This window comes from Tritonibacter sp. AK171 (assembly GCF_030127025.1).
In the GTDB taxonomy this organism is placed as follows: domain Bacteria; phylum Pseudomonadota; class Alphaproteobacteria; order Rhodobacterales; family Rhodobacteraceae; genus Epibacterium; species Epibacterium mobile.
In genome coordinates this window covers 967,483-990,157 of the sequence record NZ_CP126134.1, presented here as the reverse complement: position 1 = coordinate 990,157, position 22,675 = coordinate 967,483, and the positions used below count along the sequence as shown (strand labels likewise).

The window sequence follows — 22,675 nt, the reverse complement described above, 5'->3', positions numbered from 1 at the left end:
CTGTGTCCCGCCCTTGTATTTTGATCATATTTGGTGACCTATGAAGATCGGCATCCTGCAAACCGGCCACGCCCCAGACGAACTGAAATCCGCCTCCGGGAACTATGACGAAATGTTCCGCACGCTCCTTGATGGGCATGGGTTCAGCTTTGACACCTATCCGGTGCTGGATGGTGTGTTCCCCGATAGCGCAGAGGCGGCGGATGGCTGGCTTATCACCGGATCAAAACATGGCGCCTATGAGGATCACGACTGGATTCCCCCGCTCGAAGACCTGATCCGCGAGATCCACGCGCGCAAGATGCCCTTGGTGGGGGTCTGCTTTGGCCATCAGATCATCGCGCAGGCCCTTGGCGGCAAGGTGGTCAAATATGATGGCGGCTGGAGCGTCGGCCATACCGAATATCGCCTGCATGGCGCGCCGGTGCAGCTGAATGCCTGGCATCAGGACCAGGTGGTGGAGCTCCCCGCCGAGGCCCGCGTGATCGGCCAGAGCGATTTCTGCGCCAATGCCTTTCTGGCTTATGGCGACCACATCTGGACCTCGCAGCCGCACCCGGAGTTCGAGAACGCCTTTGTCGACGGGTTGTTGCGCACCCGTGGCAAGGGCGTGGTGCCAGATGAACAACTCAACGCGGCCGGGGCCTCCCTCGATCGCCCGACCGATTCCAACCTAATAGCCAACGAGATTGCCGACTTCTTCAAGAAAGTGAGGACCTGATGCCCACCCCGACGCGCTGGCAAGAGCAACTGCCCGAAGCAGCCAAGACCTATCTGGAGGGCCGTCGTCTCGACGAGGTTGAATGCGTTATCTCAGACCTGCCGGGCATCGCCCGGGGCAAGGCGGTGCCAGCGTCAAAATTTGCCAAGCAGGACTATTTCCACCTGCCCGACAGCATCTTTTACCAGACCATCACCGGCGACTGGGCGGATGCCGCCGACGAGGATGGCTGGATCGAAAAAGACATGATCCTGCGCCCCGACATGAGCACCGCAACGGCGGCTCCATGGACCGGCGACTGGACGCTTCAGGTGATCCATGACGCTTATGACCGTGACGGCGACCCGATCCCGTTCAGCCCGCGCAACGTGCTGAAACATGTGGTTGGCCTCTATGAGGCGCAGGGCTGGAAACCTGTGGTGGCGCCTGAGATGGAATTCTATCTGGTGGCTCGCAACGTCGATCCTGCCCGCGACATCCAGCCGATGATGGGCCGCTCTGGCCGTCCAGCGGCGGCGCGTCAGGCCTATTCCATGACCGCAGTGGATGAATTTGGCCCCGTCATCGACGACATCTATGACTTTGCCGAGGCGCAAGGCTTTGAAATCGATGGCATCACCCAAGAGGGCGGCGCGGGCCAGTTGGAAATCAACCTGCGCCACGGCTCTCCGGTGAAGCTCGCGGATGAGGTGTTTTACTTCAAACGTCTGATCCGTGAGGCGGCGCTGCGCCATGATTGCTTTGCGACTTTTATGGCGAAACCCATCGCGGATGAGCCGGGCTCTGCCATGCATATCCACCATTCGGTGATCGATATTGAGAGCGGCGAGAACATCTTTTCCGGACCGCAAGGTGGCGAAACGGATGCGTTTTATCACTTTATCGCCGGGCTTCAGAACCACCTGCCCGCCGGACTGGCGGTGATGGCGCCTTATGTGAACTCTTACCGGCGCTACGTGAAGAACCACGCAGCCCCGATCAATCTGGAATGGGCGCGGGATAACCGCACCACCGGCATCCGGGTGCCCCTGTCCAGTGCCGCCTCGCGCCGGGTTGAAAACCGCATCGCAGGGATGGATTGCAACCCCTACCTCGGCATCGCGGTATCATTGGCCTGTGGCTATCTCGGCCTGATGGAAGAACGCCGCCCCACCCGCCAATTCAAGGGCGATGCCTATGAAGGCGAAGGCGATTTCCCACAAGTGATGGGTCAGGCGCTTGATCTCTTTGAGGAGTCAAATGCCCTGCATGAGGTGCTCGGCCCCGAATTCGCCCGCGTCTACAGTACTGTGAAACGGGCCGAATACGACGAGTTCCTGCAAGTGATCTCGCCGTGGGAGCGCGAGCATCTGCTGCTGAACGTCTGATCCATTGGTGCTGCGTCCAGTCTCGGGCGCGGCGCATTGGATATTTAAGAGAAGCTGAAAGACCAGCCCCCTGCGATCAAACTCCAGGGGGTGGCAGATCCATGAGGCCGACCCGATGGCGCTGAACCTTCTGCACGCAAACGACCGCCCCGGCAAATATCCCCAAAGCTGGTATGCCGCCACCGCGACGCCGGGGGTGCATTACCCCTCGCTGTCGGGCGGGGTGCGGGCGGATGTCTGCATTGTGGGCGCGGGCTACACGGGGCTTTCCGCAGCGCTGCATCTGGCCGAAGCGGGACGCTCGGTGGTGCTGTTGGATGCGCAGCGGGTGGGCTTTGGCGCGTCGGGGCGCAACGGCGGCCAGCTTGGCTCTGGCCAGCGTCAGGACCAAGAAGCGCTGGAAAAGATGGTCGGGCAACAGGATGCCACCCACCTCTGGGCCTTGGGCGAAGAGGCCAAGGATCTGGTGAAATCCCTGATCGCCAAGCACCAGATCGACTGCCACCTGAAACCGGGCGTCGCCTGGACCGCCGAGAGCGCGCGGGACGTGCGTCATCTGCATGACTATGGCCACCATCTGCAAGACCGCTATGGCTATGATCAGATCGAGGTTCTGGATCAAGACGCCTGCCACGCCATGTGCCCCTCACCCGCCTATAAGGGCGGCATTCTGGACCATGGTGCCGGGCATCTGCATCCGTTGAATTTTGCCCTCGGTCTGGCCCGTGCAGCAACTGCCGCAGGCGCGCAGATTTATGAACGCAGCGAAGTCTTTGCCATCGAGGACGGTCCGCAGGTCGAGGTGCGCACCGGCGAAGGCACCGTGCGCGCCGATCATCTGATCCTCGCCTGTAATGGCTATCTTGGCGGCCTGAACGAACAGGTCGCCGCACGGGTGATGCCGATCAACAATTTTGTCGCCGCGACCGAGCCTCTGGGCGATGCCGCTGCGCAGGTTCTGGCCCGTGACGTGGCGGTGGCGGACAGCAAATTTGTGGTGAATTACTTCCGCCTCAGCCATGATAAGCGGCTGTTGTTTGGCGGCGGCGAGAGCTATGGCTACCGCTTTCCCAGCGATATTGCCGCCAAGGTGCGCGGCCCCATGAGCGAGATCTTCCCGCATCTTCGCGACATAAAGATCGACTACGCATGGGGCGGCACTCTTGGGATCACTATGAAACGGCTGCCCTATCTGGCGCGGGTCTCGCCGCGCATCCTGTCGGCCTCTGGCTATTCCGGGCATGGGGTCGGCACCGCCACCCATGCGGGCCGTCTGATGGCCGAGGCCATTGCCGGCCAAAGCGACGGGTTCAACACCATGGCCCGCATTCCCACCACGCCATTTCCCGGTGGTGCCCGTATGCGCTCGCCGCTGCTCGTGCTGGCGATGACGTGGTTCTCATTGCGCGACCGGCTTGGGATCTGAGCCGGCCTGTCGCGGGAGCCTTACCTGCAGTTTTAGATATCCGGGGGCTCCGCCCACAGGTCTAAATGTTCGGGGGCTCCGCCCACAGTTTTAGATATTCGGGGGGCTCTGCCCCCCGTGGACCCCCGAGGTATTTCCGAAAAGATGAAGCAGACCTAAATCCAGCGAATCTGGTTTATTGCTCAGTGGGCCACCTGCCGCTCTCTGAGGGCAAAAACCTCCGTCTGAAGGCAACAGTTTCGTGAAATTCCTGCCAACTAAACCCCTGAGTACAGGGGAATCCTTGGCTTCCTTGCGCCGTTGTTTTATAATTTTGAAAAGGTAAATTCAGGATTTTGAAATATGAAGCAGGCATCCTCCCCCCAAGTCCCGAACACCGAGGTTCCAAATGTGCATCAGGGCGAGCCAATCCCTGAGGCTGCGCGCGAAGCGATTGAGGCTTTGATGCAATCGGGCGATCTGTTTCGCTACACTGCGCCGCAGGATGCGCCGGTGTCGCTGCTTGAGACAGAGTTTGCCGAGCTTTTGGGCTCCAAATACGCGCTGGCGGTGTCGTCCTGCTCGGCGGCGCTGTTTTTGTCGCTCAAGGCGCTGGACCTGCCCCGGGATGCGCGGGTCTTGATCCCCGGCTTTACCTTTGCGGCGGTGCCATCGTCGGTGGTGCATGCAGACTGCGTGCCAGTGCTCTGCGAGGTGGGCGAAAACTACCGCATCAATATGGCGGATTTTGAGGCCAAGATCGATCAGGACATCGCGGCAGTGATCATCTCGCACATGCGTGGGCATACCTCGGATATGGATGCGATCATGGCGCTCTGTGAGGCGCGCGACATCCCCGTGGTCGAGGACGCGGCCCATTCGCTCGGCACCACATGGCATGGGCGCAATATCGGCACGCTTGGCAAGGTCGGGTGTTTTTCGTTCCAATCCTACAAGATGCTGAACGCCGGCGAAGGCGGTATTCTGGTCACCAATGACGCAGATGTGGTGGCGCGCGCGGTGATCATGTCCGGCGCTTATGAGCACAATTGGCAGAAACACAAACCCGCCCGCGGCGACAATGGCACTGCGCTGGCAGAGGCTTTTGGCCGCTGGCAGAACCTGCTGCCGCTTTATAACCTGCGGATGAGCAACCTCTCAGCGGCTGTCATTCGCCCCCAGATCCCGGAGCTGGCGCGCCGGGTCGCGGATGGGCTGAAGAACCACGACTACGTGGCGGCAAAACTGAATGCGCATGCCAATTTCCACGTCCCCGCGCCTTTGGTGCCGGAGCGGCGCGCCCCGGATTCGATCCAGTTCAATCTGGTCGGCATGGATGATGCGCAGATCGAAGCCTTTGCGCAGGCCACCGCCGACAAAGGCGTGAAGGTCCAGATCTTTGGCCGCTCCACCGACAATGCCCGCGCGTTCTGGAACTGGCAGTTTCTGAAGGATCTGCCAGAGCTGCCCGAAACCCGCGCCATGCTGATGCGCGCCTGTGACGTGCGCCTGCCGGTGCGGCTGACGCAGGAGGAGCTGGATGTGATTGCGCAGATCCTTTTGTCCTCGGTCGAGGAAACCATGGCCCGCGCTGCAGCGGCCTGACCGATCGGTCAGCCTTTCAAACTCCTCAGGGTCGCGTGAAGACGCAGCCCTTTCTTTTTGACCGGCCTGTGCCACCTGCCCCCGCCGCGCGCCAGCGCGGCGCCCGGCCCAACTGGCGGCGCCACATCTTGATGTGGCGCCGCTGGGCGGGAGCGCTCCCGCGCAGCTGCAGGACATCAAAGATGTCCTGCAACCCCTTGGGCCGGGCAGCGCGCCTGCGGCGCGCTGCCCTCCTCCCGGATTTCACCGAACCACAAAAAAGCCCCGGATGATCCGGGGCCTTCTGATCGCAGGTCGCAGTCTATCGCTTAGCTGAGTTTGGAGAGCTTTTCCTGCAACTCCGCCAACTGGCGTTTGATGGCACTGAGGTCTTCTTCGCCTTCGGTGCCGGCGCCTTCTTCACCGCCACCGGTCCAGCCGCCGCCAAAGCCGCCTGTCATTGCCTTGAGGAATGCTTCTTGTTGGGCTTTCATCGCCTCGAACCCCGGGATCTGCGCCATCGGGTTCATGGCGTTCATATTCTCCATCATCTTCGACTGGCTGTCGCGCAGCATATCGAATGAGGCCTGCAAGAATTGCGGCATCACACCGCCACCGGGCACCATATAGCTGCGCACCAGATCATTGAGCACATTGACCGGCAGCACGTTTTCGCCCCGGCTCTCATGTTCCGCAATGATCTGCAGCAGGTATTGGCGGGTCAGGTCATCGCCGGTCTTCAGGTCGAGGATCTGCACCTCGCGCCCGTCGCGGATAAAGCCCGCGATATCTTCCAGCGTCACATAATCGCTGGTCTCGGTGTTGTAGAGCCTGCGGCTGGCATAGCGTTTGATGAGCAGAGGCTTATCCTGTTCCGCCATTCTCTTTTCCCCCGGAATTCTGCGCGTTGCAGAAAATCCTAGGCGAGCCGCTCACAAAAAGAAAGTGCTGAAAGCAAAAGGAGATGCCGCCATTGCCACCACATTGGCCGCTCAGACGGTGCTGCGCCTGCGATATCGCATTGGTCAGCACCTCTTCCTCGACAAAAAACTTGCGAATCGAGACCACGGGGATCGACCTATTAGCTAGGCCCCGGCCACTTCCTCATACAAGGACCCGTTTTTAGTGACCAAGGAACCGATCTACCTGACCGCCCCCGCAGGTGCGCCTGTCGTCGTCTTTGCTGCGGGACGTGGCGGCAACCCAGAACGCCACCTGCCTTTGCTGGAAACGCTGCACCGGGAGGGCTGCACAGTGCTTGCACCGCATTTTCAGATGCTGCCCTCACCCGTCCCGACCGCACAGGATATGGACGGTCGCCTCAACCGGATATGTGACGCAATAGATCGCCACCTTCCCACGCCGCAGTCGCTTGTCGGGATTGGTCACTCCATCGGGGCGACCACATTGCTCGCCCTAAGCGGCGCGCGCGGATATACTAAAGACGGCGCCGCATTCGGAGGCCGCAGCCTGCCTTTTTCCCGGCTCGCGCTCCTTGCGCCGCCCACTGGTTTTTTTCGCGCCCCGCAGGCTCTGCGCCGCGTTTGCATTCCTCTTCAAATCAGGATTGGCGATGCTGACACCATCACCCCAATGCAAAACGCCACGATGATAAAAGACGCCCTTGCAGGACAGGCCCCGGTCGATTGTCGCTGCGATCGCGGTGCAGACCATTTCACCTATATGGACAGCCCGCCGCCGGGCGCGGTGGATGCCCACCCGGATCGTGCCGCTTTTTTGCGTGAACTGGCCTCGGACCTGCGTGCGTTTGCCAGAGGCTAGCCCCCAGTGCCCCTGTCCTTACAGCCAATCGGGCACCACCTCACTCTGCGTTGGTGTCCCAAATGACCGTGCTGCCGCCAAAATTGTTGAACCGCCCACCGACGAAAGTCCGGTGAGCGGGATAGAACCGACCTTCGGCACGCCCTTGCGAGCATGCCGATGCCATCGGTGACATTGCCTCATTCAGCAAGAATGCGTGTGATCAGCTCAAGGGTCGCGCGGACCCGAGCTTCGTTGGGGTAGTTGCGGTTGGCAAGGACCACGACCCCCAGATCTTTGCGAGGGACCAGAGCAATATATGCACCGAACCCGTTCGTGGCGCCCGTCTTGTTCAGGATGATATCCTCATCGGACTGATCCGCCACCTCATGCATCGGTTGGGGATTGAGGATGAAATCATAGCCATTCCCCTCCACCATGCGTTCCGGTGCGGCAGGCCAGGGATAAGCCTCCCAGATCATGGCCTGCGTATAAAGTCGCGTCTGGAACTGCCCCTTCTGAGTGCGAGACACCGCATTTCGGATTTCAGGAGAGACATCCCCCTTCGCAAGCTCAACGTCCAGGAGCGTCAGCATGTCACGCGCAGAGGACTTTACACCATAGGCTTCATCGTCAAGAACGCCGGGTGTGACACGGATTGGCGCATTCGTTTTCCGGTCGTAACCATATGCGTAAGAGGCCGCTGCGTCCTCGGGAACATTGATCCACGTATTCGTCAGCCCGAGCGCGGGGAGGAGATCCGTCTGCAGGGCATCAGCATAGCTCATGCCCATCGCGTCTGAGGTGATGCGCCCCAGCAGGCCAATGCTGATATTGGAGTAGCTGCGCGCTCCCGGTTCAGATGGCTGCCAGTCCGCCAGCCAGTCCACCAGTTGATCGACATCTGCCACCTCACTTGGAACCTGCAAGGGCAAGCCACCAGAATGATGCGTTGCAAGATCCATCAGCGTCAACTCCCCTGCGGGTGCCCCTTGCAGGGCCGGAAGATAGGTCGAGACCGGCGCATCAAGCGACAGCTTTCCCCGCTCCTTGGCCAAGGCCGCCAATGTGACATTGAAAATCTTACTGATGGAGCCAAGCTCGAACAGCGTATCAGGCGTCACAGGCCGCTGGTCCTCGCGCGAGGCCAGCCCGGTTTGATAGAACTGGTGCTGCCCATTATGGGTTACGCCCACGATCAGGCCGGGGATATCGTAGTCCGCGATTGCACTCTCAAAGCTTGCGGCGGCGTCAGTTTCAAACCTCTGCTGGCTGTCTTGCGCAAACACTGGGCTAAACGAAGCTGTCACGATCAAGGTGGAGAGGAGGGAGTTGCGTTTCATGTCTGGTCCATTTCAGTTTTCGAGGCTGAAATATCCGCAGCGGCGCGCAATAAGAAGACGACAACATATTGACCTGCATATAAGCTCAGCTCATGCCAGATCGTCCCGACCTTCCCCTGAATGCCTTGCGTACCTTTGAGGTGGCCGCACGTCAGGGCAGCTTTACCCGCGCCGCCATCGAACTTCGCGTGACGCAAGCGGCGGTCAGTCACCAGATCGCGCGGCTGGAGGATGTGCTGCGCGTGACCCTGTTCCACCGCACCCCTGCGGGGCTGGTCATGACCGACGCCGGACAGGCGCTGTTCCCGGTGATGGAGCGGGGGTTGGATGACATTGCCCGCGTGCTCGACCGCGTTGCCGGTGGCCCGCCGACCGAAATTCTCAACATCGGCGCCGTGACAACCTTCGCCGTGGGATGGCTCATTCCCCGACTTCAGGCGTTTGATCGGGCGCATCCCGGAATCACGCTGCGTCTGTCCACCCACAACAATCGCGTGGAAATCGCCCGCGAGGGATTGGATGCCGCCATCCGCTTTGGCGACGGCCAATGGCCGGGGGTCGAAGCCTATCACATCATGGATGCGCCCATGGCGCCGCTCTGTTCCCCCAATCTGGACATCCAGACCCCGGCGGATATGCGCAAGCACACGCTTTTGCGCAGCTACCGAGCCGACGAATGGTCCGCCTGGTTTGCGCAGGCCGGAGAGGCTTGTCCTTCCCTCACAGGGCCGGTTCTGGACAGCTCGCTTGGGCTGGCGGATGTTGCCGCCGAGGGCTTCGGCATCGCGCTGCTGCCCGTGTCGATGTTCCAACACCATCTTTTTTCAGGTCGATTGGTACGTCCATTCGCAACGACCGTGACACTCGGGAGCTATTGGCTAACCGTGCCCAAGGATCGCCGAATAACGAGTGCTGCAAAGATGCTGCTGGATTGGATGCGCAATGAAGCGGGCGATCACCAACGTGGTGAATGATTAGATCCGGTTTGGCCTCAATCCGCTCGCCGCGTGACACATGAACGCGGGCCGACAATATCGCCCCGGCATAGGTCAGATAGCTAGCCAATCACCCGATACGCACAGGCCGCACACATACAGGCCGCACATACAAAAGGGCAGGCGCGCGGCCTGCCCTTTTCTTCGGGGTCTCATCTCTTGGGAGGAGAGCTAAGTGAGCCCCCGGACTTTCCTTGCGGCGATTATTTCGCAGCAGCAGCTTTTTTCGCAGCGGTGGAGACCTCTTCAGTGGCCTTCTTCACAGCAGCGGTTGCTTCCTCGGACATGTCCTTGCCAGCCGCCATCAGCAGCTCAACGGTGTCCATCTGAACTTTTTTGGCAACTTCAGCAAAGGCCGCCATGTTCTCAGCCGCAACTTCAGCAGAAGCGGATGCGAAATCGGTTGCCGCTTTGGCGTAATCCGCAGGCTCTGCCTTCGCTTTGGAGATTTCACCCATTTTGGTCAGGGTGTCTTTGGTCCATTTGGAGGAGATTTCTGCGTTCTTCTCAGCGGCTTGCAGCGCAACGGAAGACAGCTTTTCGTTCAAAGCTGCGGTGTTCTTGAAGAAATCTTCCATCGCGGATGTGTCAACCGGGAAGGATGCCATCATGTCTTTCATCATAGCGGAAAAATCTTGGGTCTTGGCCATGGTACTCATTCCTTAGTTTACGTGTCCCCGGCCACGAGCCGGTGGGGTCCCGAGCGGGCCACTCCCGCCGTTGCCCACAATATGCATGCCGCAGCGCAGCATTTCAAGAGATTTTTGCTGCGTTGCAGAAAATTCATCCTGTTTTTACGAAACTGCCATCTGCAGTGCCCGCCTTCTGTCCCCACCTGTCCCCGTAGGGGACAGCCTGCACTCATCTGCAGTCTTGGCCCCAATCAGAGCGGCCTATCCCGAATGTACGTGATGCCGCATTTGCACAATTGCGCCCCTGCCCGCGTCCTCAGATTGCCCTCAGACCGCGCTCTGCTCCGAGAGCGATTTATGCGCCAAGGCGGCGATCAGATCGGTGCCGGTCACAATGCCCACCAGACGCTCTTCGTCCAGCACCGGCACCGCATCGACCTCCCCGTCCGCCATCATCGGCAACAGCTGCGCAACCGGTGCATCCGGGCTTACATAGGGGCTGGAAGCATCCATGATATCCGCCGCCCGCAAACGCCCCGTTCGCCCCCCTGCCAGCAGATGCCGCAGCGCCGCGATATATCCGCCCTCCAGCGCCAGCGCCTCGCCCCGCGCTCGGGTGATCAGATGCAACTGAAAGATCACTCCCAGATACCGCTCCCCCTCGCCAACCACCGGGATCGAGGTGATCCGGTGCTGTGCAAACAGATCCGCCACCTCAGAAAGCCGCGCGCCGGGGGAGACTGTGATCAGGTCACACGACATCAGATCCCGCGCCGCAATCGCACCGCTGCCATGGGTCGCGGCCTGCAATTCCGCCGCACTGATCAGCCGCGCCAGATCCTCCACCCCAAGGTTAAAGCTCTGTCGATAACGGTCCAGAAGCGCGCTCAACTCGTCTTGCGAGAGGCCAAGCCGCTCTTGTGCGGGACGATCCCGGGTGCCCTGCGGGCTTGGGTCATCGAACTGGCGAAACGGGTAGCGCCGCCCGGTCAGCCGCGCATAGGCCGCAGCCAGAATCACCAATGCGACCGTCCCCACGGCCACCGGCGCCAGCGCAAACCCAAAGCCCAGCCGCTCCACCGCCTCGGGGCTCATGGCGGCGGTCATCGCAACCGCACCCGCAGGGGGATGCACCGCGCGGCACAGCATGGTAGCCGCAATCGCCAGCCCCACCGCCAGGGCCACCCGCAAGGTCGGGTCCGCTACGCTCAGACAGACCGCAACCCCCACCAGTGCGGCAACCGTATTGCCCACAATGGCCGACCACGGCTGCGCCAGCGGGCTGTTGGGCACCGCAAACAGCAATACCGAACTGGCCCCAAACGGGGCCACCAGATACAGCCCCAGTTGCAGATCCACCGCAGGTGACAGCAGCAACAAACCGATCAGCGCCAGCGCCACCATAGCGCCCGCCCCCGCCCGGAGCGCCTCTGTCGCAGGCACCCGCGCCACTGCCGGACCAAGGGATCGAAGAAACTGCTGCATAGGCTTGGCTCCTGCGGCGCGCTGCCTGCTATCTGCCAGAGGGCACAGGCCCTCTGACCCACCGCAGGCCTGCGGGGTCAATACTTTGGCGCAAAGTTTCACCCTCGGAGGTGAAATGCAATCACCCGCCGCTATTGACCCGAATAGGGGGCAAAGCTGGTGCGATCCGCATCCGTGCGCGCCGGACGCCCCGACATGGGAAAGGCCCGCTGTGGGCAGGCCGGGCGGTCACAGACCTTGCACCCCGCTCCGATGGGGGTCGCCAGATCCGGATTGCGCAGATCAACACCGCGCGCATAGACCAGCCGCTCCGCATGGGCCAGATCGCAGCCCAGCGCCACCGCGAACCGCTTGACCGGCGCTCCAAAGCCACCGGTGCCATGGCTCACCGTGCGCGCGATCCACAGGTAGCTGCGCCCATCCGGCATCTGCGCCACCTGCGTCAGCACCTCGCCGGGGCGGGAAAACGCCTCATAGACGTTCCACAGCGGACAGGAGCCGCCAATGCGCGAGAAATGAAAATCGGTGGCCGATTGCCGCTTGGAGATATTGCCCGCCCGGTCCACCCGGATAAAGAAGAACGGCACCCCCCGCGCCTCGGGCCGCTGCAGGGTCGACAGGCGGTGGCAGGTGGTTTCAAACCCCACGCCAAAGCGATGCGCCAGACGCTCGATGTCATAACCTTCGCTTTCGGCCGCCTCCAGAAAGCTGCGATAGGGCAGGATCACCGCACCAGCGAAATAATTGGCAAGGCCGATGCGCAGCAGCGTGCGGGCATCCTCTCCGGCAAGACCCGCGCCATCCGCAAGCTGCGCGATCACGTCGCCCTGCTCCAGAAATGCCAGTTGCGTGGCCATCTGAAACGCCCGCTGCCCCGGTGTCAGCCGCGACGACAAATGCAACACCCCGCCACTATCGTCAAAGTGACGCAGGGCGCTGGTGTCGTCATCCATCGAAACCCGAATCCCATGCCGCCCCGCCAGCCGCTCGCTCAGCCCCTCTGCCATTCGCCCGGCGCGAATGCCCTGCCCCAGCGCCTCGCCCGCCTCATCAAGCGCCGCGATATAGTTTCGGTTGTGGTAGAAATAGTCGCGCACCGCCTCAAAAGGCGCAGGCTCAGCACCCGTCTCGCCGCTCAGACGCCCAGCCATCAGATCGACCTGTTCAGAGGTGTCCCGCAGCCGGTTTTGCATGCTGATGATCGCCTGCGCGATGCCCGGCATATTGGCCGCAATCTCCCGCACCTCCGCCAACGAGGCCACAGCACCCTGATCCGCCAGCGCGGCCCGCAAGTCCGGGATCAGCCGGGCTTCTTCCGCCTCGGAGAACAGCTGCACATCCAGACCAAAAACCGCGTTGAGACGCAACAACACCGGCACTGTCAGTGGCCGCTGATTGCGTTCCATCTGGTTCAGATAGCTCGGGCTCAACTCCAGCGTCCGGGCCAGCGCGGCTTGGGTCATGCCCCGCTCCTCGCGAAGCCGTCTGAGTCGTACTCCCATATAGGCTTTCTTCACACCATCACCTTCGCAAACTTCGCAAAACTCAATGCAACCCTTCGCAAGATTACGCATTTTCAGTAGTTTAGCCTATGTGTGCGGTTGTGAAAAGGTGGTGTTGCGAAACTTGCGAAGGCCCGGACGGCATGACCCAGCCCCCCTCAATCACCACCTCGGAACTGATCCTGCCGGATCAGGCCAATCACTACGGAACCCTGTTTGGCGGTCACGCGCTGCGGCTTCTGGCCAGTGCAGCCTTTGCCGCCGCCTACGCCACAGCCGGGGGCGCGGTGGTCATGGCGGCGGTAGAGCGGGCGGATTTTTCCAGCCCGGTGCCCGTGGGCAGCCTGCTCGGTCTCGCCGCCCACGTGCTTGAGATCAGGCACAGCTCCATGACCATCACCGTCACCGGCACGCTCGGCGCGGAACACGTGCTGACGGCGCGGTTTGTGATGGTCGCCGTCGATGCCGAGGGCCGCCCCCGCCACATCCCGTCACCCTCCAAAAAGGAAGCGCAGTCATGAAGACGCATGAAGTTCGGACCTATAAATCCGCCGAGGATTTGCCCCGCGAAAACCAACTGGCCTGGAAAATTGCCGAAGTGGCCGCCGATCCGGTCGCGGTGGATGCTGATGTGACCGACATGATTATCAACCGGGTGATCGACAATGCCGCGGTCGCCGCAGCCTCTGTCGCGCGCCGCCCCGTCGCATCTGCCCGTGCCCAGGCCCTGAGCCATCCGATGTCCCCCGGCGCAACCGTTTTTGGCGTCGACAGCGCGCAGCGTGTCAGCCCCGAATGGGCCGCCTACGCCAATGGCACCGCCGTGCGCGAATTAGACTTTCACGACACGTTTCTGGCCGCAGACTACTCCCACCCCGGCGACAACATCCCGCCGATCCTCGCCGTGGCCCAGCATTGCGGTCTGTCTGGCGCGGATCTGATCCGGGGGCTTGCCACCGGCTATGAGATCCAGGTGAACCTCGTCAAAGGCATCTGCCTGCATGAGCATAAGATCGACCATATCGCCCATCTTGGCCCCTCGGCGGCGGCGGGCATCGGCACCTTGCTGAACCTGCCCACAGAAACGATCTATCAGGCGGTGCAGCAGGCCCTGCATGTGACCACCACCACCCGCCAGAGCCGCAAGGGAGAGATCTCCTCGTGGAAAGCCTTCGCCCCGGCCTTTGCGGGCAAAATGGCGACCGAAGCGGTGGACCGCGTGATGCGAGGCGAAGGCGCGCCAAGCCCGGCTTGGGAAGGCGAAGATGGCTTTATCGCATGGCTCCTCTCCGGCCCCGAAGCGGTCTACCATGTGCCGCTGCCCACCTCTGGCGAAGCCAAACGCGCCATATTGGACACCTACACCAAGGAGCATTCCGCCGAGTATCAGTCGCAGGCGCTGATTGATCTGGCCCGCCGCATGGGACCAAAGGTCGGTGATCTCTCTCAGGTCAAATCCATCCTGATCGAGACCTCGCATCACACCCACTATGTGATCGGCACCGGCGCCAATGACCCGCAAAAGATGGACCCCAACGCAAGCCGCGAGACGCTTGATCACTCCATCATGTATATCTTCTCGGTCGCGCTCGAAGATGGTGGTTGGCACCATGAGGCCAGCTACGCCCCCGCCCGCGCCCAGCGCCCGGAAACCAAGGCGCTCTGGCACAAGATCACCACCAAGGAAGACCCCGAATGGACCCGCCGCTACCACGCGCGCGATCCCAAGGAAAAAGCCTTTGGCGGCAAGGTCACGATCACGATGCAGGACGGCTCCACCGTGGTGGACGAACTGGCGCTTGCGGATGCCCATCCCGATGGTGCGCGCCCCTTCAAGCGCGAGCACTACGTCAAGAAATTCCTGACCCTCTCAGAAGGCGTGCTGAGCGTGGAGGCGCAAAAACGCTTCCTGAACGCGGCGGAAGGGCTGGCGGATCTCAAGGCAGGCGCGCTGGACGCACTCAATTTCACGGTCGACGCCGCGCGCCTTGGCGCACCGCGCCCGACTGGCATTTTCGACCGGAGCTGAGGAGGACAGACCATGACACCCCCCACCAGAAAACCAAAGAAATCCGTGGCGCTTTCGGGCGTCACCGCAGGCAATACCGCGCTCTGCTCTGTCGGTCAAAGCGGCAATGACCTGCATTATCGCGGCTATGACATTCTCGATCTGGCTGAGGCCTGCAGCTTTGAGGAGGTGGCGCATCTGCTGATCCACGGGCATTTGCCTTCGGACGCCGAACTGACCAGCTATCGCCACAAGCTGCGCGGCTTGCGTGGCCTGCCGCGCGCGGTGCGCGACACGCTGGAGGCCATCCCGGCAGCGGCGCATCCGATGGATGTGCTGCGCTCCGGCGTCTCGGCGCTGGGCTGCGCGCTGCCAGAGGCCAGCGATCACAACCTTGCCGGGGCGCGCGACATCACCGACCGGCTGATCGCAGCGCAGGGCTCCATGCTGCTCTACTGGTATCACTTCGCCCAGAACGGTCGCCGCATCGAGGTGGAGACCGACGACGACAGTATCGCCGCCCACTTCCTGCATCTGTTGCATGGCGCGCGCGCGACCGAGGCGCAGATCCGCGCCATGGACACCACGCTCAATCTCTATGCCGAGCATGAATTCAACGCCTCCACCTTTACCGCGCGCTCCATCGCCGGAACCGGCTCGGACGTCTACTCGGCTGTGACTGGCGCGATTGGAGCCTTGCGCGGTCCCAAACACGGCGGCGCCAATGAGGTGGCGTTTGAAACCCAGCGCCGATACAGCAACCCCGACGCGGCCGAGGCCGACATTCGCGCCCGCGTCGCCGCGCGCGAGGTCATCATCGGCTTTGGCCATCCGGTCTATACCATCTCCGATCCGCGCAACGTGGTCATCAAACGGGTGGCGCAGCAGCTCGCGCGCGAGGCCGGGTCACTTAAGATGTTCGCCATTGCCGAACGGATCGAACGCGTGATGATGGAGGCCAAACAGATGTTTCCAAACCTCGATTGGTATTCTGCGGTCTCTTATCACCTGCTTGGGGTGCCTACCGCGATGTTCACCCCGATCTTTGTGATTTCACGCACTGCAGGTTGGGGCGCGCATGTGATCGAACAGCGCGAGGACAATAAGATCATCCGCCCCTCTGCCCATTACACCGGGCCTGACAATCGGGCGTTTGTGCCACTTGCACAGCGCGGCCAGATCCTCGCGGCAGCGGCGGAGTAGACCCATGACCTATCTCAATGCCGACACCCTGTCCCAACAGAGCGCAGGCCGCCGTTTTCGCGCCTTGATGGATCAACCGGGCATCCTGCGCCTGCCCGGTGCCCACAATGGGCAGGCCGCCCTACAGGCCCGCGCCGCCGGGTTTGACGGGCTGTATCTCTCCGGAGCCGCAATGACCGCCTCTATGGGGTTGCCCGATCTTGGCATTATCACTGTGGATGAGGTCAGTTTCTTTATTCGCCAGATCGCGCGGGCCTCGGGTTTGCCGCTCTTGGTGGATGGCGACACCGGCTATGGAGAGGCCCTGAACGCCATGCATATGGTGCGCTGCTTTGAGGAAGCTGGCGCAGGCGCGGTCCACCTAGAAGATCAGATCCTGCCCAAAAAATGCGGCCATCTCAATGACAAGCGCCTGCTACCAGCCGCCGATATGGCCGCTAAGGTCGCCGCAGCCACCCGTGCCGCGCGTGATCTGGTGGTGATCGCCCGCACCGATGCCGCCGCCTCCGAAGGGGTCGAGGGCACGGTGGCACGCGCCAAACTCTATATCGAGGCGGGGGCCGATGCGATCTTTACCGAGGCCCTCACCTCAGTTGAGATGTTTCGCGAGATTCGCGCCGCCCTGCCGGGTGTGCGGCTGCTGGCCAATATGACAGAGTTCGGCCGCACCCCCCCCCCTCACCGCGCAGGAGTTTGAGGATCTGGGATATGACATGGTGATCTGGCCGGTCTCTTCGCTGCGCGTGGCGAACCGCGCCCAGCAACGGCTCTATGAGGCCTTGCAGCGCGACGGGGCCACCACCGCGCTGCTGCCCGAGATGCAAACCCGATCAGAGCTTTACCAGACCATTGGGCTGGGAGAATTTGAGGCGCTGGATAAAAGCATTATCGCCTCTGCAGCGCCCAACTGGGCGGGCTGACGGCACCTGACTAGCCCACAGGTCCATCCAGCAAACACTCAGTAACCGCATCAGAGAACTGACGCGGTCGTCCCGCCATCAGAACTGCGCCGGGGTGGTTGGGGTCACGCCGCACGCCGGGCATGCCGTGCTCCAGCAAGGCCTCGGCGCAGGCGACCCAATCGCCCTCGGGGACGGGGCGGTTTTGCGAGGCCCAGCACAGGGTGCCAGAGACATCGTCGCCAAACCCGTGCTGCGCCTGCCACGACGCGCCCCGCTCCAGCAAGAACCGCGTCATCTGCGCATCGCCGCGAAACACCGCCTGATTGAGCGCACTTGCCCCCCAATCACCGCCCTTCACCTCTATCGGCCAACCCAATTCCACCATCAGCCGCACCGCCTTTGATGCGCCCGCTGCCGCGAGTTCCGGCAGCAATGTCAGCTCCGCCTCCTTTAGCGCCGCAATCAGCCCCGGCTCTTGGCTAAGGAGATCACGGGCAACAGCAGCCTCACCCGCAGCACAGGCCGCAAGAAACCGGTCCTGACCGGACATTGCTGTAGGACTGCCCGGTGCGCGCAGCATCTCTGCCACCTCCCGCAGACCATAGCGCAGCGCCAGCTCCCAAAGGCTCTGCCCTTGCGCCGTGCGCGCAGCGGGGTCGCATCCCCCCTCCAGCAATACGGCAACGATCTCCGGTGCGCGCCGCCGCCGGATCGCCCATGCCAGCAGGCCTGCGCCCTGCAACTCCGGCGCACCCGGCGCAGCCTTCAACAACAGCGCCAGCGCAATGGGTGCATGAAAATCCAACACACGATAGAGCGCATTGGTGCCCTCAACCCGCGCTCCGGCCTCCAGCAACAGGCGCAAGCAGTCCACATTCTCCACCGCGTGATAAAGCGACTCGCCATCATTGGGATCAGCGCCCGCCGCCAACAGCATCCGCACCGCCTCCGGGTCACGGATCACCCCGGCGGCCCCATAAAGCGGTGACAGCGGTGTGGTCTCATCCGGCGCATGAAGCGACGCCGGGGGCCAGCGGCTTGCCACGCTTGCGCTGACGTCCGCTCCGGCCTCCAGCAGCAGCCGGATCACCTCCAGCACAGCGGCGCGGTGTTCGTGTTGGCCCAGCAGACCGGAATGACAGGCCGCCATCAAAGGCGTCAGCATCAGGGGCCCGCCCGGTTGGTCGATCCAATCGGTGCCCCTCTGCAGGGCGGCCCGCACCGGCTCCACCGCCCCCGCACCGGCTGCTGTCACCACGCAGCCTTGGGTGATCTCGGGGTGACGCTCAAGAACCTGCGCGGCTGCGCGCGGCTGCGCGCCATCCATATGGCCGCTCAGATCCCCACCATAGGCGCGCTGCGCAAACAGCAGCCGCAGCGCAGGCACATCACTTGCCCGCAGCCGCAACAGCTCCACCATGGCGCGCAGATCCGCCCATGACGCATAGCCATACGCCCGCGCAATGCAGGACTGCGCATCCGCCAGCCGCAAAGCTGCGGCCTTCAGATCCGCATCACTCGCGCCGCGCGCCACAGGAAGATGCCGCCGGAACTGCTCCATCGCCTCGGGCTGGTGCCTGCGATAGGCCGCAAGCAGATCCTTGGCCTGACGTTTCAGATGATCAAGATTGGGAGTCTCGGGAAGAGAGTTCATAAAAAACCTCCGTGCGCATATCACGCCGATGACCCGCAAATTCGGCTGCACAAAGGTTGAAAACCTTAGGTTAGATCTCTCAAGAGGGCTCAGCCCTTCCCGCGGGTCCGGAAGCGGCTTGACCCGCTGCCTGTTCATTCGCGCAATCGGTGCGAGCTGTCAAGGCGCGGGGCGGCACAAGCAAGATCGGGGCCGCTGTTGCGCAGGCGGCGCACGCCCCTCTCACCAGAGGTAAAACCCAGCCTGTCATACTGAAGGCGTCGCGACATCGGGCGGCGGGCTGACACCCCGCTGCCACAGGAGAACAGGCCCCAGAGACCACCCCTTCATTGGGTGCAGGGGATCAGGCTTGATGCGGTGAGTGCCGCACCACCTCTCCGCCTCCCCGGGGATCATATCTCTGGTGGCGGCGCCGCCATTCGCTCTTTTGTGCCATGCAGAGGCTGGCCAGACCGCAGCATTATATAGATCCCTACAGGACATGACGCCCCCGCACTCTCGCAGGTCGGGCGCTTTGGGCGTGCCATAGGCGCGCTCACGATTGTTTCAGAAATCCGACGTAGTGCCGCGGTCTTCGGCCCGCTAAGATGCCGAGAATGGCCGCCCCATATGTATTTCGCCGGAGCCCCAATGCCTGCCCAACAAACCTCGCTGCCCCGCCCTCCCCTTCGGCGACGCATGATCCAGACTGGCGCGATGGCCTCTGTGCTGCTGGCGCTCACGTTTCTTGCGGCCTGCGGACGCAGCCCGACCGAGCGCGAACAAATGTTTCTGGGCACCATCCATGGCGACAGTCTGGATTACAGCCGCATGCGACTGGTGGAGGGCGCCCCCTTGCGCGCGGTCACATTCCGCCGCCCCCAACGCCCGCGTGTCACCTGCCGCGAACGCATTGTCCCGCCACGCCCTGCAGGCGAGATGGTCACGGCCTCTCCGGCAGCGCTCGCGCTGTTCAACCGGATCTTTTTTACCCGCGACTGGTTCTTGCCCGACTACACACCGGAATACCCCGACGCTCTGCATCTGGTAGAGGCCATGCTGCTGGCGCATGAGGCCACCCATGTCTGGCAATGGCAAAACCGCAAATTGACTGGCTACACGCCGCTCAAGGCACTGCGCGAACACAGCACCTCACCAGATCCCTATCTCTTTGATGTGAATGGTCCTGCGGATTTCCTCGCCTACGGCTACGAGCAACAAGGCACCATCGTCGAGGAATACGTCTGCTGCCGCGCCCTCGCCCCCAAAGCCGCCCGGACACGCCGCCTGCACGATATGCTCGCAAAAGTAATGCCGGTCTCAGATCTGCCCCAAAGCCGCGAGCAGGATGTGTACCTGCCGTGGAAAGACGCAACAGTCAAAGGCATCTGTGACTAAGGCCTGAGTTTAGGGGGCGCTGCCCCCGGCCCCTTGGGCCTCCCCCGGGATATTTTCAGTTAGAAGAATAAGGGAGGAAGCACTTTTCCCTCTTCTAACCGCCAATATCCCGGAGCGCGAGGCAGAGCCTCGCTCCCACGGGGCCAGGTTCGGCCACTTAGCTTTGGCGCAAAACGCCCTCTTCCAGATGCAGCACCCGGTCCATCCGCGATGCAAGCTCCAGGTTGTGGGTCGCGATCAACGCCGACAGGCCGGTTTCTGAGACCAGCCGCATCAACACCTCAAACACCTGATCCGAGGTCGCCGGATCAAGGTTTCCTGTCGGCTCATCCGCCAGCAGGATACGCGGGCTGTTGGCCAGCGCCCGGCAAAACGCCACCCGTTGCTGCTCGCCGCCAGAAAGCGCTGCCGGTCGATGCGCGGCGCGGTCTTTCAGCCCCACAAGCGCCAAGAGTTCGGCGCCGCGCGCCTCTGCAGCGCGTTGGGACACCCCATTGGCGAGTTGCGGCAGAACGATGTTTTCCAGCGCCGTGAACTCCGGCAGCAGGTGATGGAACTGGTAGACAAAGCCCACATCCTGCCGCCGCACCCGCGTGCGCTTGCGCTCACCCGCTCCGGTCATGTCTTGCCCGCCGATCTGTACCAGACCGCTGTCCGCCACATCCAACAGCCCCGCGATTTGCAACAGCGTCGATTTGCCCGCACCGGAAGGCGCAACCAGCGCCACAACTTCACCCGCGCGCAGGGTCAGGTCTGCTCCGCGCAGGACCGAGACTTCACCGGGCGTGCCCGCCAGGTAGGTCTTGCTCAGCCCTTCGATTTGCAAGGTGATCTCACTCATAGCGCAGCGCCTCCACAGGGTTCAGCCGCGCCGCGCGGCGGGCCGGGAAAATGGTGACAACAAACGACAGACCCAGCGACAGGCCCACGGCCTTGATCACATCGCCCGCCCGCAGTTCAGCTGGTAGCGCGTAGATGCCCCGGATCGACGGATCCCAGACCCCGCCCCCCATGACGTAATTCACAAACGAGAAGATCGGGTCGATATAGATCGCAAACAGGCAACCAAGGATCACCCCAAGTAGGGTGCCGATCACCCCGGTGATCGACCCGCAGATGAAGAACACCCGCATCACCGACCCTTCGCTGAGGCCAATGGTGCGCAGAATGCCGATGTCGCGCCCCTTGTTCTTTACCAGCATGATGAGGCCGGAGACGATATTCATCGTCGCAATCAGCACCAGAATCGACAGGATCACGAACATCACGTTGTCCTCAACCTCCAGCGCCCGCAGGAATCCCCCCGAACTGTCACGCCAGCTCCAGACGCCATAGCTTTGCCCCGCCGCCCTTAGCAGCGGCAGGATGTATTGATCCACCCGCTCGGGGTCATCAACCATCACCTCGATCTCATCTGCCGCACCTTCGCGGTTGAAATAGCTCTGCGCCTCGGCAAAGGGCAGATAGGCGCGGGTGTTGTCGATGTCATAGCGCCCGGCGGTAAAGACATAGACCACCTCATAGGCGTTCACGCGTGGACTGGTGCCAAAGGCGGTCTTGACGCCGTTGGGCGAGATCAGCTTGACCTTGTCCCCGATGCTGAGGCCCAAGGCGCGCGCAACACCCGATCCAATCGCAACTCCTTCGTCAAAACGGTCGAGATCGCCATAGGCCGCGTCGCTTTGGGCAACACCTGGGATCTCGGCCAGATCCGCCGCGTGGATACCATAGACCTGCACACCGGCGTTGCGGTCGCCCCGGCTCGCCATCACCTGACCTTTGATCAGCGGGGCCGCCTGCAACACGCCGGGCACTTGCCCTACCGCTTCCGCCAATGCGGCATAATCGGTGATGCGTCGATCAAGCGTGCCGGCTTCGGTGACTTCGCCGTGGGCGTAGACCGTAGCATGGGCATTGGCACCCAAAATGGTGCCCACAAATTCCGACCGAAAGCCTGAGCGCACCGCCAGTGTCGCGATCAGCGCAAAGACCGCCAGCGTGATGCCGATTAGGGAAATCCAGGTCATTACCGACACGCCGCCTTCGCTACGGCGGGCGCGCAAATAGCGCCAGGCAATCATCCATTCGAAACGGGAAAAAGGCGCAGGTGCGGCCATTTAGGCGGTCTTCCTCTTGCGATGAAAATGCGGCTCTGCCAAGGCAGAGCGCGTGTCGCGCAGACCCTAGGGGCGCGAGGGTGTGCGGTCAAGCAAGCCTGTCGCGGCGGCGCGCACTGCGGGCAAAGAGACGCCGCACCCCCGCCATCAGCCCCCAGATGAGGCCACCGCCCAAAAGCACCCCCACCGCCGCCAGCATCATTGCATCAAGCGAGACCGGCACCGCAGGTTCAAACGCCTGAAGCGTCGCAGAGGCGATCTCACTTTCGGCAAAGCGCCCCAGATGCAGCGCGCGCTCCACCGGGGCCATGGCGCTCAACTCACGCAAGTCAGACGACAGGCGACCATAGCGGTCGATGGTGGCCGCCATGGTTTCGGCGCGCGCGGCCCCCATGTCGCCACCCTGGGCCAATTGTACCAAAGCGGCATTGCGCTCTAGCCCAAGCGACGCCGCATCGGCATCAAACTCTGCCACCGTGCGGCGCAGCGCGTCCACGTGCCCACCCAGCCGTTGCAGATAGGCCTGCGCATAGGCGGGAAACTGTGACAGGCCCACACCTGCGCCCGCCCCACCCAGCAGTGACACCAGCCGCGTGATCATAGTCATCGTCCTTCTCTC

Annotated in this window: 19 protein-coding genes and 1 pseudogene; 11 read left to right on the top strand and 9 right to left on the bottom strand. The window is 62.4% G+C overall.

Annotation, left to right across the window (positions count from 1 at the left end; translation table 11 throughout):
* Positions 1–40: 40 nt before the first annotated feature.
* The 4 genes from QNI81_RS04725 to QNI81_RS04710 all read left to right on the top strand — a co-directional run bounded on the left by QNI81_RS04725 (position 41) and on the right by QNI81_RS04710 (position 5,098).
* Entirely contained in the window at positions 41–721 is a 681-nt protein-coding gene (locus QNI81_RS04725) for a type 1 glutamine amidotransferase (protein WP_283967540.1), read from the top strand.
* On the top strand, positions 721–2,088 hold the full coding sequence (locus QNI81_RS04720) for a glutamine synthetase family protein (RefSeq protein ID WP_126136688.1): 1,368 nt from the start codon (positions 721–723) through the stop codon (positions 2,086–2,088). The genes QNI81_RS04725 and QNI81_RS04720 overlap by 1 nt, the downstream gene beginning before the upstream one ends.
* Before the next feature lie 115 nt (positions 2,089–2,203).
* Positions 2,204–3,514 carry an NAD(P)/FAD-dependent oxidoreductase gene (locus QNI81_RS04715; RefSeq protein WP_283967539.1) on the top strand — a complete coding sequence of 437 codons (1,311 nt, stop codon included), beginning with the start codon at positions 2,204–2,206 and terminating at the stop codon, positions 3,512–3,514.
* 342 nt (positions 3,515–3,856) lie between these two features.
* Positions 3,857–5,098, top strand: a complete 1,242-nt coding sequence (locus QNI81_RS04710) for a DegT/DnrJ/EryC1/StrS family aminotransferase (protein ID WP_283967538.1) — start codon at positions 3,857–3,859, stop codon at positions 5,096–5,098.
* A gap of 308 nt (positions 5,099–5,406) precedes the next feature.
* Here the strand turns inward: QNI81_RS04710 and phaR are convergent, their stop codons facing one another.
* Positions 5,407–5,958: a polyhydroxyalkanoate synthesis repressor PhaR gene (phaR, locus tag QNI81_RS04705; protein WP_009176322.1), complete on the bottom strand. Its 552-nt coding sequence runs from the start codon at positions 5,956–5,958 to the stop codon at positions 5,407–5,409.
* Positions 5,959–6,202: 244 nt separating this feature from the next.
* On the opposite strand from phaR, the gene QNI81_RS04700 reads away from it, so the two are divergent.
* Entirely contained in the window at positions 6,203–6,859 is a 657-nt protein-coding gene (locus QNI81_RS04700) for an alpha/beta hydrolase (RefSeq protein WP_283967537.1), read from the top strand.
* A gap of 179 nt (positions 6,860–7,038) precedes the next feature.
* Here the strand turns inward: QNI81_RS04700 and ampC are convergent, their stop codons facing one another.
* A complete protein-coding gene (ampC, locus tag QNI81_RS04695; protein WP_283967536.1) occupies positions 7,039–8,181 on the bottom strand; it encodes a class C beta-lactamase in 1,143 nt (380 codons plus the stop codon).
* Between the two features lie 92 nt (positions 8,182–8,273).
* Between ampC and QNI81_RS04690 the strand changes: the two genes are divergently transcribed.
* Positions 8,274–9,155 (top strand): LysR family transcriptional regulator, encoded by an 882-nt coding sequence (locus QNI81_RS04690; RefSeq protein ID WP_283967535.1) that lies wholly within the window; start codon positions 8,274–8,276, stop codon positions 9,153–9,155.
* A 224-nt stretch (positions 9,156–9,379) separates the two neighbouring features.
* Here the strand turns inward: QNI81_RS04690 and QNI81_RS04685 are convergent, their stop codons facing one another.
* From QNI81_RS04685 to QNI81_RS04675, 3 genes are all read right to left on the bottom strand, one after another.
* On the bottom strand, positions 9,380–9,826 hold the full coding sequence (locus QNI81_RS04685) for a phasin family protein (protein ID WP_005638392.1): 447 nt from the start codon (positions 9,824–9,826) through the stop codon (positions 9,380–9,382).
* 309 nt (positions 9,827–10,135) lie between these two features.
* The gene (locus QNI81_RS04680; RefSeq protein ID WP_283967534.1) at positions 10,136–11,293 is read right to left on the bottom strand and encodes an HPP family protein; all 1,158 of its coding nucleotides are present in this window, start codon (positions 11,291–11,293) and stop codon (positions 10,136–10,138) included.
* A 131-nt stretch (positions 11,294–11,424) separates the two neighbouring features.
* Entirely contained in the window at positions 11,425–12,756 is a 1,332-nt protein-coding gene (locus QNI81_RS04675; RefSeq protein ID WP_283967533.1) for a short-chain fatty acyl-CoA regulator family protein, read from the bottom strand.
* 182 nt (positions 12,757–12,938) lie between these two features.
* Between QNI81_RS04675 and QNI81_RS04670 the strand changes: the two genes are divergently transcribed.
* The 4 genes and pseudogenes from QNI81_RS04670 to prpB all read left to right on the top strand — a co-directional run bounded on the left by QNI81_RS04670 (position 12,939) and on the right by prpB (position 16,926).
* A complete protein-coding gene (locus QNI81_RS04670; RefSeq protein WP_283967532.1) occupies positions 12,939–13,316 on the top strand; it encodes an acyl-CoA thioesterase in 378 nt (125 codons plus the stop codon).
* Positions 13,313–14,824 (top strand): MmgE/PrpD family protein, encoded by a 1,512-nt coding sequence (locus QNI81_RS04665; RefSeq protein ID WP_283967531.1) that lies wholly within the window; start codon positions 13,313–13,315, stop codon positions 14,822–14,824. The genes QNI81_RS04670 and QNI81_RS04665 overlap by 4 nt, the downstream gene beginning before the upstream one ends.
* 12 nt (positions 14,825–14,836) lie before the next feature.
* Positions 14,837–16,006 (top strand): bifunctional 2-methylcitrate synthase/citrate synthase, encoded by a 1,170-nt coding sequence (prpC, locus tag QNI81_RS04660; RefSeq protein ID WP_283967530.1) that lies wholly within the window; start codon positions 14,837–14,839, stop codon positions 16,004–16,006.
* 4 nt (positions 16,007–16,010) lie between these two features.
* A pseudogene (gene prpB / locus QNI81_RS04655) lies at positions 16,011–16,926 on the top strand (methylisocitrate lyase).
* A gap of 10 nt (positions 16,927–16,936) precedes the next feature.
* On the opposite strand, the gene QNI81_RS04645 reads toward prpB, so the two are convergent.
* Positions 16,937–18,562, bottom strand: a complete 1,626-nt coding sequence (locus QNI81_RS04645; protein WP_283967527.1) for an ankyrin repeat domain-containing protein — start codon at positions 18,560–18,562, stop codon at positions 16,937–16,939.
* A 678-nt stretch (positions 18,563–19,240) separates the two neighbouring features.
* Here QNI81_RS04645 and QNI81_RS04640 point away from each other — a divergent pair.
* Positions 19,241–19,939, top strand: a complete 699-nt coding sequence (locus QNI81_RS04640; protein WP_283967526.1) for a hypothetical protein — start codon at positions 19,241–19,243, stop codon at positions 19,937–19,939.
* A gap of 157 nt (positions 19,940–20,096) precedes the next feature.
* On the opposite strand, the gene QNI81_RS04635 is transcribed toward QNI81_RS04640, so the two are convergent.
* From QNI81_RS04635 to QNI81_RS04625, 3 genes are all read right to left on the bottom strand, one after another.
* Positions 20,097–20,780, bottom strand: a complete 684-nt coding sequence (locus QNI81_RS04635; protein ID WP_009176919.1) for an ABC transporter ATP-binding protein — start codon at positions 20,778–20,780, stop codon at positions 20,097–20,099.
* Positions 20,773–22,056 carry a lipoprotein-releasing ABC transporter permease subunit gene (locus tag QNI81_RS04630; RefSeq protein WP_283967525.1) on the bottom strand — a complete coding sequence of 428 codons (1,284 nt, stop codon included), beginning with the start codon at positions 22,054–22,056 and terminating at the stop codon, positions 20,773–20,775. Before QNI81_RS04630 ends, QNI81_RS04635 begins: the two co-directional genes overlap by 8 nt.
* A gap of 88 nt (positions 22,057–22,144) precedes the next feature.
* Entirely contained in the window at positions 22,145–22,663 is a 519-nt protein-coding gene (locus tag QNI81_RS04625) for a DUF2937 family protein (RefSeq protein WP_283967524.1), read from the bottom strand.
* Positions 22,664–22,675 lie beyond the last annotated feature (12 nt).

Bases quoted from the DNA above. Each gene is read 5' to 3' on its own strand.
- QNI81_RS04725 (WP_283967540.1), top strand. From the start codon at position 41: ATGAAGATCGGCATCCTGCAAACCGGCCACGCCCCAGACGAACTGAAA.
- QNI81_RS04720 (WP_126136688.1), top strand. From the start codon at position 721: ATGCCCACCCCGACGCGCTGGCAAGAGCAACTGCCCGAAGCAGCCAAG.
- QNI81_RS04715 (WP_283967539.1), top strand. From the start codon at position 2,204: ATGGCGCTGAACCTTCTGCACGCAAACGACCGCCCCGGCAAATATCCC.
- QNI81_RS04710 (WP_283967538.1), top strand. From the start codon at position 3,857: ATGAAGCAGGCATCCTCCCCCCAAGTCCCGAACACCGAGGTTCCAAAT.
- phaR (WP_009176322.1), bottom strand. From the start codon at position 5,958: ATGGCGGAACAGGATAAGCCTCTGCTCATCAAACGCTATGCCAGCCGC.
- ampC (WP_283967536.1), bottom strand. From the start codon at position 8,181: ATGAAACGCAACTCCCTCCTCTCCACCTTGATCGTGACAGCTTCGTTT.
- QNI81_RS04690 (WP_283967535.1), top strand. From the start codon at position 8,274: ATGCCAGATCGTCCCGACCTTCCCCTGAATGCCTTGCGTACCTTTGAG.
- QNI81_RS04685 (WP_005638392.1), bottom strand. From the start codon at position 9,826: ATGGCCAAGACCCAAGATTTTTCCGCTATGATGAAAGACATGATGGCA.
- QNI81_RS04680 (WP_283967534.1), bottom strand. From the start codon at position 11,293: ATGCAGCAGTTTCTTCGATCCCTTGGTCCGGCAGTGGCGCGGGTGCCT.
- QNI81_RS04675 (WP_283967533.1), bottom strand. From the start codon at position 12,756: ATGACCCAAGCCGCGCTGGCCCGGACGCTGGAGTTGAGCCCGAGCTAT.
- QNI81_RS04670 (WP_283967532.1), top strand. From the start codon at position 12,939: ATGACCCAGCCCCCCTCAATCACCACCTCGGAACTGATCCTGCCGGAT.
- QNI81_RS04665 (WP_283967531.1), top strand. From the start codon at position 13,313: ATGAAGACGCATGAAGTTCGGACCTATAAATCCGCCGAGGATTTGCCC.
- prpC (WP_283967530.1), top strand. From the start codon at position 14,837: ATGACACCCCCCACCAGAAAACCAAAGAAATCCGTGGCGCTTTCGGGC.
- QNI81_RS04645 (WP_283967527.1), bottom strand. From the start codon at position 18,562: ATGAACTCTCTTCCCGAGACTCCCAATCTTGATCATCTGAAACGTCAG.
- QNI81_RS04640 (WP_283967526.1), top strand. From the start codon at position 19,241: ATGATCCAGACTGGCGCGATGGCCTCTGTGCTGCTGGCGCTCACGTTT.
- QNI81_RS04635 (WP_009176919.1), bottom strand. From the start codon at position 20,780: ATGAGTGAGATCACCTTGCAAATCGAAGGGCTGAGCAAGACCTACCTG.
- QNI81_RS04630 (WP_283967525.1), bottom strand. From the start codon at position 22,056: ATGGCCGCACCTGCGCCTTTTTCCCGTTTCGAATGGATGATTGCCTGG.
- QNI81_RS04625 (WP_283967524.1), bottom strand. From the start codon at position 22,663: ATGACTATGATCACGCGGCTGGTGTCACTGCTGGGTGGGGCGGGCGCA.